The 12,661-nt window shown below is 67.3% G+C and carries 12 protein-coding genes; 4 read left to right on the plus strand and 8 right to left on the minus strand.

Features of this window, described 5'->3' with window-relative positions:
* Positions 1-124 precede the first annotated feature (124 nt).
* From KY501_RS27195 to KY501_RS27225, 7 genes are all read right to left on the minus strand, one after another.
* Positions 125-1,987 carry a serine/threonine protein kinase gene (locus KY501_RS27195; RefSeq protein ID WP_224366365.1) on the minus strand — a complete coding sequence of 621 codons (1,863 nt, stop codon included), beginning with the start codon at positions 1,985-1,987 and terminating at the stop codon, positions 125-127.
* A 22-nt stretch (positions 1,988-2,009) separates the two neighbouring features.
* Entirely contained in the window at positions 2,010-2,924 is a 915-nt protein-coding gene (locus KY501_RS27200) for a DUF2381 family protein (RefSeq protein ID WP_224366366.1), read from the minus strand.
* Between the two features lie 132 nt (positions 2,925-3,056).
* On the minus strand, positions 3,057-4,334 hold the full coding sequence (locus tag KY501_RS27205) for a hypothetical protein (protein ID WP_224366367.1): 1,278 nt from the start codon (positions 4,332-4,334) through the stop codon (positions 3,057-3,059).
* Between the two features lie 55 nt (positions 4,335-4,389).
* Positions 4,390-5,787, minus strand: a complete 1,398-nt coding sequence (locus KY501_RS27210) for a hypothetical protein (protein ID WP_224366368.1) — start codon at positions 5,785-5,787, stop codon at positions 4,390-4,392.
* Between the two features lie 123 nt (positions 5,788-5,910).
* On the minus strand, positions 5,911-6,048 hold the full coding sequence (locus tag KY501_RS27215) for a hypothetical protein (protein WP_224366369.1): 138 nt from the start codon (positions 6,046-6,048) through the stop codon (positions 5,911-5,913).
* Positions 6,049-6,072: 24 nt separating this feature from the next.
* On the minus strand, positions 6,073-6,288 hold the full coding sequence (locus KY501_RS27220; protein WP_224366370.1) for a hypothetical protein: 216 nt from the start codon (positions 6,286-6,288) through the stop codon (positions 6,073-6,075).
* 9 nt (positions 6,289-6,297) lie between these two features.
* A complete protein-coding gene (locus KY501_RS27225; protein ID WP_224366371.1) occupies positions 6,298-7,929 on the minus strand; it encodes a long-chain fatty acid--CoA ligase in 1,632 nt (543 codons plus the stop codon).
* 151 nt (positions 7,930-8,080) lie between these two features.
* Here KY501_RS27225 and KY501_RS27230 point away from each other — a divergent pair, with 151 nt between their 5' ends.
* Positions 8,081-9,403 (plus strand): amidohydrolase, encoded by a 1,323-nt coding sequence (locus tag KY501_RS27230; RefSeq protein WP_224366372.1) that lies wholly within the window; start codon positions 8,081-8,083, stop codon positions 9,401-9,403.
* Positions 9,404-9,531: 128 nt separating this feature from the next.
* A complete protein-coding gene (locus KY501_RS27235) occupies positions 9,532-9,963 on the plus strand; it encodes a DUF2383 domain-containing protein (RefSeq protein WP_224366373.1) in 432 nt (143 codons plus the stop codon).
* Positions 9,964-10,040: 77 nt separating this feature from the next.
* Here KY501_RS27235 and KY501_RS27240 read toward each other — a convergent pair whose 3' ends face one another.
* On the minus strand, positions 10,041-11,060 hold the full coding sequence (locus KY501_RS27240; protein ID WP_224366374.1) for a hypothetical protein: 1,020 nt from the start codon (positions 11,058-11,060) through the stop codon (positions 10,041-10,043).
* Positions 11,061-11,168: 108 nt separating this feature from the next.
* Between KY501_RS27240 and KY501_RS27245 the strand changes: the two genes are divergently transcribed.
* Positions 11,169-11,810: an RNA polymerase sigma factor gene (locus KY501_RS27245; RefSeq protein WP_224366375.1), complete on the plus strand. Its 642-nt coding sequence runs from the start codon at positions 11,169-11,171 to the stop codon at positions 11,808-11,810.
* Positions 11,807-12,406 carry a hypothetical protein gene (locus KY501_RS27250; RefSeq protein WP_224366376.1) on the plus strand — a complete coding sequence of 200 codons (600 nt, stop codon included), beginning with the start codon at positions 11,807-11,809 and terminating at the stop codon, positions 12,404-12,406. The genes KY501_RS27245 and KY501_RS27250 overlap by 4 nt, the downstream gene beginning before the upstream one ends.
* The last annotated feature ends 255 nt before the right edge of the window (positions 12,407-12,661 follow it).

A 12,661-nucleotide genomic window follows, 5' to 3' on the forward strand; every position in this document is an offset into this window, starting at 1 on the left:
CCTGGAGAAGTGAACAACGCCCAGGGTTGGGAGCGGCGTGGGATGGAGCTACAGCGTCAGCGGAAGTCCGGGAGGCCCGCCTATACACAAGAGTGCGCCTCCGGGCCGATCTACCGTGCCGCGCTCAACGCCACTGCCTCACCGCACGCCCGTTGGCTTCCTTCGGGCCCACGGCGGCACCGGGTTTTGAGCCCTCCTCCTTGTCCAAGCCCACGGGAAGATCGTTGCCCAGCTCGACACAGATCGGCACGGAGCGCCCGCCTGGAAGGTAGGCACGGCGATAGCGGCCATAGATGCGATCCCCCGTTGTCCACAGGTGCCCCTCCAGTCGTGTCCCCTTCGGGGCTTTGCCCTCGTCTCTGGTAAGCTCACCTGTTACGGGCCCGTCGTTGAGGACCGTATGGGCGTCCTCGATCTTGGCCAGAGGACTGGGGGCTCTCCCCTTGGTTACGTCAATGACGAGAGCGGGCTGCTGAGTGACGACGAACCAGCCTAGCTCCTTCTCCATCGCGTCCACGGCTTCCTGGGGGCATGCCTCCGGATCCGGGCGCGTCTGCACGCCCGTGCATCCCTCTTCGGCCCAGGCGAGGGTAAACACAAGCAGCGCGCACCGCTGAACCTTCGAGAGCACGCGCCGGGGGCTGGCCTTTCGCGGGTTGGGTATTCCGCTGGTGAGGGTGGGTGAATTCTCGGGCAATTGCACGGAAGGGCTCGTCTCCTTCTGGGTAGGGAGAGGCGAGGGTAACTGAGCGGGGCGGCTTGTCGGCTTTTCGGCCAGCGCAGGCGAGGGTGGGGGTTGCTCCGTTGGGGCACTGCCGGCCACTGGGGACTGCCCAGGTTGTGCTGGCCTGTGCAGCAGAGAGGCGGCCCCGGCTGCCGCGAGCACTCCGAGCACGAGCAGCCCAACGAGCGCCGGACGGCCCCACTCAAGGCGCACGCCCTTGAGTGCAGCCCTCCCCACCCCCTGAACGGCGGAAGGGTGAACGGGGATTGGCTCCTCCAAGCCCTGGGGTTGGTCGTCCTCGACCACAACGGCCTCTTCCGCGGGTGCCGGGGGAAGCTGCGCGGAGACAGGATGCACGCGGGTGCCGCGCCACTCGGGGCCCTCGCACTGCGTGAAGTCCTCCAGCGGACGTCGCGCATCCTTCGCTGTCGCGGGCCTCTCCCCCAAGTCCTCATGGAGCAGCAGCAACGCATAGTTGCTCAAGTCCAGCGGTACGCGCCCCTGGGTGACCTTGAACGGAGACTGGGGCGCCACGGCTCCGAAGAGCGGGGGCCGCTTCGAGCTGAGATCGGGCGTTGGGTCCGTCAGCACGTCGTAGAGGTCAGCTCCGAGCGCGAAAATGTCATCTGCTGCCTTGAAGGGGTAGCGCGCCTCAGGGGTGAGGCGATTCTCCTTCCAGAACTGCACCGCCTCCGGGCTGCGGTTGCGCGGCGTGCATGGGGGCAGCAACGCATCCGTCAAGTCCCCGGATGCCGCGTAGTCCGCCGCTCCGAAGTCGATGATCACCGGCTCGCCTTCCTTGGTGACCATGATGTTTCGCAGGCTCAAGTCCCGGTGGAACACGCCCCGAGCGTGCATGTGCTCCAACCCGTCAAACAGCTTGCGGAACAGGACGACCACTTCATGCACCGTCGGGTACGTGCGCCGCACCCACTCTCCGAGCGTATAGCCGTCCACGAAGTCGAGGACGATGTAGAGGAAGCCCGAGCGAGGGTCCCCCCAACGCCCTTGAGCCCACATGCGGATGATATGGGGGTGGTCGAGCTTCCCGAGGCAGACCACCTCGCGCCGCGCGCGCGCGTCCGTGTGCTTCGGGTCGCTGCTCTTGTCCACCTGGCAGGCCACTTTGAGCGCGAAGCGCTTCCCGTCCTTCTCTACCTCGTAGACCACGCCGTAACTGCCGCTGCTGATCTTCCGGACGATTCGCCAGCCGTCCACCATCTGACCGGGCTTGAGTTTCGTGGGATTCAATCGCCGCAACATGCCGTGCACCTCGCGCCTGTAGCTACAGCTTCACCTTTGGAAAGGACAGACAGCGGCTCCCGTCCGTGTTGCACACCCGCAGCGAGTGCAGCGCTTGGGGCCATGCTTCCAGCGTCCTCAAGGGCATCTCCACTTCGACGGCCACGCTCACCGTACCGCCTGGGGGGATGACGGCTTGTCCCGAGAGCACCGCACGGGCGCGGCGCGGCTCCCCTCCCACTGCGGGCGTGACCTCGGCCCACGCGGGCGACCATGGCTCCGGTCCGGGGTTGCTCACTTCGAGGACAACCACCGTCCAAGTCGATGCCGCGAACGCTCTGCACTGGTCGGCGCTAAACTCGCCTACCGCCTCGGAGCACGGTCTCTTGAAGTCTTGAGCCTGAATGCCCTGCAAGTCCAAGAGCCCCTCGAGCGCCACGGACGCAGGGCTCATCTCTGGTGGCCTCGCTCTCAACTCCTCCAGTTCCCTGGCTTGTGCCTCGTACCGCTCGCGCGTGACAGACAGTTCCACGCGGCATGCCTCGGCCGGCTGCTGCGGGCGGCTCACATTCACCACGGTATCCGCTTCGCCGGGCTGCCCAGTGAGGAGGAACACGACGCTTTGGGGAGAGCCCTCCCGGTAGCTGAAACGCAGCGCCAGCCGTTCCTTTGAACCGAGCGGTACGGCAAGAACCAGCGTGATGCCCAGATCGCTCGGATCGACTCTGGCGAAGCGGGCGCGGCCCTCCACCTGGACGGACTCACGCACGATGGGCGCGTCCAGCAGGAGGAACGTGGGGGTGCCAGACGAGAGGTAGAGCAGGGGTGACTCGTCCGCCTTGCCCGTGAGAACGACGGAGCGAGGAGCAGCGCCCCCTGCGGGCGCAGCCTGTGCCGTAGTGGCAAGGCTCACCAGCAGCGAGGCGAACGCGAAAGGCGGGAAGGAAGGTTGGAGCAAGACGGGGAAACCTCTCAGGTAGTCTCCCAGACTAGCAGACGCGAGCGGGAGTCCACGTCGAAGTCTCCGCGCTCGTGACGGGCGGCGTGACCTGGGGGCATTCTCCCACGCGTTGTTTCTGACTCAGTCAGGTCAGTGGTGGTGAGCGCGAGCGATGCGCTGAGCGGTGCGGAAGAGTTGGGAGCAGGAGTAGTCCAGAGGAGCCTCCTGGTTCTGGAGGGCATGGCGGGCCCGGAGGAAGGGCAGCCAGGCCCGGTCACCGATGACGACCGCAGCCTCTTCCAACTTCATGCGAGGGACCCATCGTCCGCCGAGCCCACCCACCAGAAAGCGGCCAAGGAAGGCCCCCAGGGCGGGAACGAGCGTCTCACGTTGCACGTGGGACAAGAGCCTGCCCCAGCCCGCGTGCCACAGGTGCCAGTCCAGGTGGGGCAGGGCCTCCAGGACGCCCTCCATGACCTGGGGCACATCCGTGTGGAACAGGGCGACGAGCTGCTCGGCGTAGAGGCCCTCGTAGGTGTCGATGGCGGCCTTGACGTTGTCCACATCCGGCTCGGGAGCCTGGGATGCGGGCAACCACTCGGAGACGGCGGGAGGGTGGTAGCGGTTGAAGCGCTCGACGAAGGAGCGCTTGCCGCCGAGCACGCCTCGGAAATCGGCTTCCATGCGAAGGATGTCGGCGATGTCGGGGTCGAACTCCATGGGGACCGGAGTGAACTCGAGCGAGCGCTGACGCAGGGTGGCCAGGGTGGAGTCCAGGGAGAGCTCGGGGCGCAGGTGGACGAGGGCGCGGGCCTGGGCGAGGCGGGCCTCCTCGGAGTCGAAGTCCGCGGGAGTGGGGCGCGTGAGCCAGAGGACGGCACCGTGGGGCAGCTCCTCCATGAGGGCAGCCGGGGTGGACAACAGGTGCTGGCGGCCGATGGCCTGCACCGTGGCTGGGCCGTACACGTTGAGCCAGAACGTCTCGTAGATGGGCCGGGGCGTGCTCAGGTCCCTCACGGAGGGATCGGTGCCCAGGCGGAGATCCGTGAAGCTGTGCCCCAAGCCGAAGGTGAGCGGGAGGCAGGAGGCCATGGCTCGCACGAAGGAGACGAGGTGCTCGGCGCGCCTTTCGGGTTGACCCGGCTCGCGCAAGAACGAGAAGGGCAGCAGATCCAGCGTGAGGGAGCAAAAGACTCCCTCTTCATTCGTTCTGCTCGCGAACGAGATCACAGTCTCCGGCGGCTGGGAACGCATCAACATGAGCGAGAAGGTCTCTCCAATGTATGACTCATGGAGCCGCTTCCTGAGCGCCTTGCGCGAGTAATTCAGGCGAGGCCCCGAGAACCGCATCTTGTCTGGACGCACTCCAGGGTCTAGCGACTCGATGGCCTCCAGTACCTTCTCGAGCCCTTCGAAGCCCCTTTCCATGGGGTTCATAGAGGAGAGGAGCTGAAGCTGAAAGAAGTCAGACTTGTTCCACTCGTCAGGGGACATAGAAGTGAAGTTGAACACCAAATTCGGGCGCAGCGTTCACGAGGGCATCCTGGAGCGTGGAAGAAAGCCCTCTTGCGTCATAGACGAGGTGAACTCGTGAGACCCGCACTTTCTGGCCGAAGAGCGGATGGCCGCGCCGACGCACTTCGATCTCTCGGCCGTACTTCGTGGTGGCCTCCTGGCCATCGGCCCTGAGCTGTGCGCGCATCTCGTCCCAACTCTTACCAGAGAAGCTGTGCTGCTTGTTGCTGAAGGAATGGACGGAAGGTGAGCGGCCTGGGCCGAGGGTCGCCTGGTCTACGGCAAGTTGATCCACATAGACGGGGTAGGCGCGGCCCTCGAGCTGAAGCCCCGTGTTGTCGGTGATAAGGGGTTGTTTCATCCCCGGCAGCCACTGCCGCGAGCCCTCCCCTTGCTGGAGCCAGCGCGTGACTGAGCGTTGGAACTCCAGGGAGCGTTGGAACGTGTTGAGAAGTCCCGAGTAGCTGCTCCAGGTGAGAGGGGGCTTGGCTTCGGACGCTCCGGGAGGCAAGGGGCGCGTACCGGCCAACTCCTCGTAGCGACGGTGCCAGTAGGCCACATAGCTGGTCCAGCGGGGGTGATCGGCCTCGATGCCTGAGGGAGGCTGGGAGGAAGCAGGGCGGTGACGTGCGAGTTCCTTCAGGCTCCGAGGGTGGCGAGCGCCCGTCTCCAGGGCCTCGGCTTCGGCGAGGCGGGCCTCCAGAGCGGGCAATTCCTCCGCGGCGATACGGGCTTCCAGCCCTGCCAGCGCCAGCCTTCCAGCCTCCACCGGGGCGACGGCTTCCGCAGCCGCAGCCCTGGCCTCAGCCGTGGCCGCATCCACCTCCGTGACACCGGCCGCGCCTTGCTTGAGGGCTGTGCCCACCAAGAGCACGTCGAGCACGGCGGCGAGGGTGGTGTTCCTCACATGCTGGAGCCTGGCCTCGTGGGAGAAGCTGGCGGCCATGACCTGGCGCAGGTGCATGCCCCCTTCGCCGCGAGAGGGCATGAACTCGTCCAGCTTGTGCCACTGCACGACGCAGGCGGGCAGCGAGCCGCAGGCAATGCCCAGAGATTGGCGGGCCAGCTCCTTGCCCGTAGCGCGGAGGCTGTTCTCCAACTGTTTCAAGAGCGCCTGGGCGCGTGAGTTGCCGGCCCGGGAGTCGGCGTAGACGTGCTCGAGGTGCTCCGCGCGGTGGACGAGGAGCACCGCGGAGCGGTTTCCCACCAGAGTGCCTTTCTCGTCGCAGTAGAGGGCGTAGTCGAAGGAAGGCGGAAGGTCCTTCTGTAGCTCCTCGAGAGGAACGGCATCGGGCTCGGAGCACGAGCCGCCCAACTGCGTGAAGGCCAGCAGCGCCAGGAGCACCCAAGAGCACAGGCGAGGCATGGCACGCAGCCTGTCATCGCCCATGGGTGGGCAGAAGGACCTCACAGGCAGGGCCTCAGATTGAACGAGCGACGTTGGCGCGTTGATGTCGTCTGCGAGGCCGGGCCTTCGCCCAGTCCCCGTTCAGCGCGCAGTAGGCACGCGGCACGCGGCGTGCCCCAGGATCTGATCCCCGTCGCGCGTCGAGGTGGGCGTCGGCACCCAGCCCGATGCCAGCCGGGCCTCGAGCATCTCATCCGCCGTCGGTCTGTGGTCCCACACGGAGACCCCGTTCACGCCGCCCAGTCAGGTGGTGTCGAACACCAGGAACACCTCCCGCCATGGGAGCACCACGTCGTGCGTGAACTCGTCCTGGATCACCACGTCCGCTACGTCGCTCGGCGGCGTCTGCGCAAAGCCCCAACGGATGACGTCCTGGAGGATCGTCAACGGCGCCAGCTCCAGCTTCAGCGCCGCCAGCCGTTCGGATGGGAGTCCCGCGCGGTCGTTCACCGTAGGCATGGCCCCATTCTACTCCTGCGGGTTCTTCAGCAGATAGTCGCCGTATTCCTCGCGCAGCTTCGTCTTCAGGAACTTGCCCGTGGAGGTCCTCGGAATCTGCTGCACGAACAGGTACGCGTCCGGCACCCAGTACTTCGCGAAGTGTTTCTCCAGGTGCGCCGACAGTTCCTCCTTCGTCGCGCTCTGCCCCGGCTTGAACACCACGGCCGCCAGCGGACGCTCGTCCCACTTCGCGTGCCGCCCCGCGAACACCGCCGCCTCCAGCACCGTCGGGTGGGCCATCAGCGCGTTCTCCAGCGCCACCGAGCTGATCCACTCTCCGCCCGATTTGATCACGTCCTTCGAGCGGTCGGTGATGCGCAGGTAACCCTCCGAATCGATCGTGACGACGTCCCCCGTCTTGAACCAGCCGTCCTTCGTGAACCGATCATTGCCCTCGTCGCCGTAGTACGACGAGGCCACCCACGGCCCCCGCACCTCCAGCTCGCCCATCGTCGACCCATCCCATGGGAGCACCTCGCCCGTGTCGCTCACGTGCCGCTGGTCCACGAAGGGCAGCGGGAATCCTTGCGAGGCGCGCAGGGACAGCTTCGTCGCGTCATCCGCATCCGCGTGGTGCCGCTTGAGCCGCGAGAGCGTGCCCACCGGGTTGAGTTCGCTCATGCCCCACGCGTGCGTCACCACCAGTCCGTGCCGCTTCTGGAAGCCGTCGATCATCGCCGCCGGCGCCGCGGAGCCTCCGATGGCCATGGTGCGCATCGCGCTGAGATCCCACCGCTTCGGCTCCTGATCCAGCAGCGCCAGGATGCCGAGCCAGATGGTAGGCACTCCACCCGCGACGGTCACCCGCTCCTGGGCCATCAAGTCCAGCAGCGACGCCGGATCCAGGTGCGGCCCGGGCATGACGACCTTCGCGCCCGTCGCCACCGCGTCGTAGGGCAGGCCCCAGGCCGCCGCGTGGAACATGGGCACCACGGGCAGCACTGCATCCTCCCCGCACACGCCCAACACGTCCGCCATGCACGAGACCAACGTGTGCAGTACCGTGGAGCGGTGGCTGAAGAGCACTCCCTTGGGGTTGCCCGTCGTTCCGGAGGTGTAGCAGAGCATCGCCGCCGCGTGTTCATCCACCTTGGGGAAGTCGAAGGTGTCCGGCTCGGGCGCCAGCAACTGCTCGTAGTCGAGCCGGCCGCTCGGAGCAGGCCCGTCGTCCGGGATGACGATGACACGCTCGATGGAGGGCACGGCGCCCGCGAACTTCTCGAACAGCGGCAGCAGCGACCGGTCCACCACCAGGACGCGATCCTCCGCGTGGCGCGCGATGTAGCCGAGATCGTTCGGGTGCAGGCGCAGGTTGAGCGTGTGGAGCACCGCCCCCATGGCGGGCACGGCGAAGTAGAGTTCCAGGTGCTGGTGGTGGTTCCAACAGAGCGAGGCGACCCGATCCCCCGGCTTCACCCCGAGCCGCCGCAGCGCTCCCGCGAGCCGGCACGCGCGGCGGTAGAAGTCCGCGTACGTATAGCGGTGGAGCGAGCGATCCGGCCGCCGGCTGACGATCTCGGAGCGCGCGTAGAGAGTCCGAGCCCTTTCCAGGAAGTGGGTGAGGGTGAGCGGGAAGTTCATCATCCGTCCGGTGAGCATGCGCGCAGTCCCCCTAAAGAGCAGTCCACGGCGGGCGCCGAGGAGGGGGGCATGCTAGCGGAGAAACGAATGGCCTGGCGCGTTAACACACGGCAGACACCGGCCCGCGCTGTGGTGTAATCGCCGCGCTCATTCATCCATCGGAGGAAGTGTGCTGCGACGTTCTGCCCGCTCGGTGCTTCTGCTGCTCGTTCTTGGAGGGAGCGCGCTCGCCGCGGAGCCTGGCACCCCCGCGCCTCAGCCCTTGCAGGGGTTGGATTCCCTCTATCCCGAGCTCGACACGCTCTACCGCAACCTCCACCAGACGCCGGAGCTCTCCACCAAAGAGGAGAACACCGCCGCGAAGATGGCCGAGCGGCTGCGCGCGCTGGGCTTCGAGGTGACGGAGAAGGTGGGCGGGCACGGCGTGGTCGGCCTGCTGCGCAACGGCAAGGGCCCCACGGTGATGTTGCGCACGGAACTCGATGGTCTGCCGTTGGAGGAGAAGACGGGGCTGCCCTATGCCAGCAAGGCGACGACGAAGGATGCCTCGGGGCAGACCATCCCGGTGATGCATGCCTGCGGGCATGACGTGCACATGACGGTCTGGGTGGGCGTGGCCACCCTGCTGTCCCGCTCGAAGGATCGCTGGCGGGGCACGGTGATGATGGTGGGCCAGCCGGCCGAGGAGTCCGGCTCGGGAGCCCGGGCGATGCTCGAGGATGGTCTGTTCAAGCGCTTTCCCAAGCCGGACTACGCGCTGGCGGTGCACAACCTGGCCAATGGCGCCTCGGGCACGGTGGAGCAGGCGGCGGGCTTTGCCTTCGCCAGCGTGGACTCGGTCGATGTGACGCTCTATGGCAAGGGTGGGCACGGGGCCTACCCGCACACCACGGTGGATCCCGTGCTGCTCGCGGCCCGGACGGTGCTCGCCTTCCAGACGATCGTCAGCCGCGAGCGCAACCCGATGGAGCCCGCGGTGGTGACGGTCGGCTCCATCCACGGCGGGACGAAGCACAACATCATCCCCGATGAGGTGAAGCTCCAGCTCACCGTGCGCAGCTACAAGCCCGAGGTCCGCAAGCAGATCCTCGATGCCATCGAGCGCATCGCCAAGGGCGAGTCCCTGGCGGCGGGCTCGCCGCGTCCGCCCACCGTGGCCATCACCGAGGGTACTCCGGCCACATATAATGATCCGGAGCTCATGAAGCGGGTGCTCCCCGCCGTGAGCCGGGCGCTGGGAGCGGAGAACGTCCGCGAGGGCACGCCGACGATGGGAGGCGAGGACTTCTCCGAGTACGGCCGCGCGGGCGTGCCCGCAGTCATGTTCTGGATTGGCACGGTGGAGCCGAAGAAGTGGGCGGCGGCGCAGAAATCCGGAGAGACGCTCCCCTCGCTCCACTCGGGAGTCTTCGCTCCGGATCGCGAGCGGACGATCCGTACGGGTGTCACCACGCTGGTGAGCTCCGCCCTGGAGCTGCTGGGCAAGCCGTAGCGAAGACGGAGGCGGGCGGGCGGGCCCCGCACCGGAGCCTCGGAGAGGGGAGGGGACGAGGGAGCGCCCGTTGCCGGAGCCAGGGAATGCCTCACTTTTGCGCGGATAACCGCACGAGGAGGATTCCCATGGCACAGAACGACGTCGAGACACTCAATTCGTTCCTGCGCGGAGAGATCTCCGCTGTGGAGACCTACCGTCAGGCCCTCGAGCGTCTCTCGGATGACCGGCTGCGTCCCCAGTTGGAGGTGTGTCAGAAGGACCACGAGCAACGGGTGGCGGCGATCCGGGAGCGCATCGAGAGACTCGGAGGCACGCCCGCCGAGGGATCGGGCCCCTGGGGTGTCTTCGCGAAGCTGGTCGAGGGTGGAGCAAGCGCGTTCGGGGAGAAGGCAGCCATCCAGGCGCTCGAGGAGGGGGAGGACCACGGCCTGGCGGACTACCAGCGGGACGCGGACCAGGTACACGGGGATGCACGCCGCTTCGTCCGCATGGAGCTGCTGCCTGCCCAGAAGCGCACCCACGAGCGGCTGAGCCGGCTCAAGAAGACGCTGCACTGATGGGCGAAGACAGGGCGCAGCCCGGAGTCCACCTGGAGGGGGGCATTCCCTCCGGGCTGCGCGCCCTTACAACAATCTCAGCGCTTGCCCTTGCCCCGTGCCGGCTGGGCAGGCAGGTCCACCGCGGTGCCATCCAGCGTGGCCGCGCCGCAGTCCGGGCCAAACGCCAGGGCATGGCTCGTGCCGTCAGAGCTGGTTTGCGTCAGCGTGCCGGACGTCGGCCACGGGCACACGTTGCGCGGCTGACGGACGACGTCCTGCAACGTCACCGTGCCCGACGTGCCGTCCAGGTACTCCTGCGTGTACGAGCCATTGATCGTCCGCACCGGCGGCGTGTCCGCGGAGAACGCCACGCTCATGGAGCCCGTCAGGTGCACAGACTTCACCACCGCGCCCTCTGCGTCCTTCGTGGTGCGCGTCACGTCCGCCTTCGTCTCCTTCTGCTGCGGCGGGCCCTCCGCCACCAGCAGCGCGCTCGAGGTGCTGGTGCCCTGCACCGTCGACACCGAGCCGTCCTCCGCAGTGCGAGTGATCTGGAAGGTCACCGTCTGATTGCGAGTCAGCGCATTCGCGCAGTCGCCCCCCGAGGAGTACGAGTACGTCGTGTCCACGGTGCCGCTCGATGGCCCCGAGTGTGCCCCACAGAAGCCTCCTTTCTCCGGAGATGCAGCGGACGCGAGCGCCTCGCCGCCAGCCCCGCCGGGCCCTCCATGTCCCCTGCCATCACCACCGCCGCCGCCACCACCACCACCACCGATGCCACCGCCGCCGCCGGGACGCTCGGGCGCCGCGCAGTCGGTCCACTCCAGGTGAACCGTCGCGGGCAGGCTCTGGCCGCACACTTCCACGTAGGTGATGTCGGGGCTGGCGTCACAGTGGAAGCCCTCGACCGCCTCGGGGCGGAGCCCGTGCAGCCCGTGCAACAGACTGGAGACATCCACCGCATCCGTGGCATCCGACGTGGTCTCCACCGCCTGGGATACCGCCGCGGTGGTGTTCTCCACTGTGTCCTCCGAGTTGCATCCGGTGCCCGTCAGCGCTCCGGCGACGAGCGCCATCACTCCGAACCAAGGACTGCCTGGCATCCTGCGCTTCATATGTATGTGCTCCCTCGCGTTCCGGTCCGGCCTCTCTCCCGGCCGCACGCGTGAGACGAGAAGGGGCAAATTCGTGTTCCCGGCACGTGGATGGATAGACTGGCCGCCTTGGTCGAGAACGACGAACTGCGCGCATTGATCGCCGAGGCCCAGGACGGCAGCGTCCGCGCCTTCGAGCTCCTCATCTCCGCGCACCTGCCCCAGGTCCGCCGCTTCGCCCGCGCATTCGCTCCGTCCGACTCGGACGCGGAGGACCTGGCCCAGGAAGCGCTGGTGAAGGTGTACAAGAGCCTGCGCTCGTTCCGCTTCCAGTCCTCCTTCAAGACGTGGCTCTATGTCGTGGTGCGCAACGTCTTCTACGACGCGGCGCGCAGCCGCGCGGGCCGCGAGCGCTCCCAGGAAGATCCGCTGCCCGAGGACCACGTCCGGCTCCCTTCCTCACAGGAGTCCGCCGATGAGGGCATTGCCCGGGCCGAGGAGCGTCAGAAACTCTGGAACGCCTTGCGCCAACTGCCGCCGGAGTTCCGCACGGCGGTGGTCCTCTTCGATGTAGAAGGCCATACCTATGAGGAGGTGGCCGCCATCGAGTCAGTGGCCATCGGCACAGTAAAGTCGCGCCTGTCCCGGGGCCGGGCGCTGCTGCGAACGCTCCTGGCGGGCGAGCGAGCCCCTGATTCCCCTGCCAATACTGGCCGTACGGGAACACAGGACCCGGATGTTTCGTCACATGGACGTGGGAGTGGGCAATGAGTGAACCGGAAGACTCGGAAGACCGCGAGCTGAGAGCGCGCCTGGGTGCGCTGCGCGAGGAACTGCCCGAGTCGTCCTTTCAGTCGGCGCTCCACCGGAAGCTCGTCGCGGCGGGGCCTCCTGAGCCGGAGCCAGGGTGGGACAAGGTGCGGTGGTGGATGCGCCGGGCTGCACCGGTCCTCTGGCCGGTCCTGGGCGTTGCGGCCGGGGTGGCCGCGTTCTTCGTCCTGGGAGCGGTTCGTTCGCCGCCTGCTTCGCTGCCCGAAGGTACCCAGGTTTCGCGCTCGCTCGAGGCGCCAGGCACGCGGGTACCGGCCAGTCGCGTGGCCGTCATCAAGCTGGATTTCACCGCCGATGTGGCGGTGGAGCAGGCGGACTTCCAGGTGAGTCTGCCGGAAGGACTGGCCTTCTGGGCCGACGGCGAGGAGCTGCCGCTGCGCTCCTTCACCTGGACCCAACCGCTGAGCGCGGGGAGCAACGTCATCCCCATTGCCATCCGGGGACACAAGCCGGGCCGCTACCTGGTGACAGCGCTGGCGCGTGCAGGCGATCAGAAGATCGAGCACGATGTGGTGCTGGAGGTGACGGACGGATGAAGCCCTTCCACACCCAGCTCCCGATCATGGCCCTGGCGCTCGCGCTGCTGCTGGCGGGGAGCGCTCGCGCGCAGGAGCAGCCGGCTCCTCCCAAACCCGAGACCAGCGCCGTGCGTGCTCCCGAGGCACCTCCGCCTCCGCCCGCCTCGGAGAACGCGAACGCCGCGAATCGCGTCCACGTTCGCAGTTCGCACACCGTGGATGTGATTGCACCGGGTGAGAAGGTGGACACGATTCTCGGACGGATGCGCTCCG

It is taken from the genome of Hyalangium versicolor (assembly GCF_020103695.1).
Lineage (GTDB): Bacteria > Myxococcota > Myxococcia > Myxococcales > Myxococcaceae > Hyalangium > Hyalangium versicolor.

Excerpts from the sequence above, each read along its gene's own strand:
- KY501_RS27225 (WP_224366371.1), bottom strand. The coding sequence starts at position 7,929 with ATGCTCACCGGACGGATGATGAACTTCCCGCTCACCCTCACCCACTTC.
- KY501_RS27240 (WP_224366374.1), bottom strand. The coding sequence starts at position 11,060 with ATGAAGCGCAGGATGCCAGGCAGTCCTTGGTTCGGAGTGATGGCGCTC.
- KY501_RS27205 (WP_224366367.1), bottom strand. The coding sequence starts at position 4,334 with ATGGAAAGGGGCTTCGAAGGGCTCGAGAAGGTACTGGAGGCCATCGAG.
- KY501_RS27250 (WP_224366376.1), top strand. The coding sequence starts at position 11,807 with ATGAGTGAACCGGAAGACTCGGAAGACCGCGAGCTGAGAGCGCGCCTG.
- KY501_RS27195 (WP_224366365.1), bottom strand. The coding sequence starts at position 1,987 with ATGTTGCGGCGATTGAATCCCACGAAACTCAAGCCCGGTCAGATGGTG.
- KY501_RS27235 (WP_224366373.1), top strand. The coding sequence starts at position 9,532 with ATGGCACAGAACGACGTCGAGACACTCAATTCGTTCCTGCGCGGAGAG.
- KY501_RS27220 (WP_224366370.1), bottom strand. The coding sequence starts at position 6,288 with ATGCCTACGGTGAACGACCGCGCGGGACTCCCATCCGAACGGCTGGCG.
- KY501_RS27210 (WP_224366368.1), bottom strand. The coding sequence starts at position 5,787 with ATGCCTCGCCTGTGCTCTTGGGTGCTCCTGGCGCTGCTGGCCTTCACG.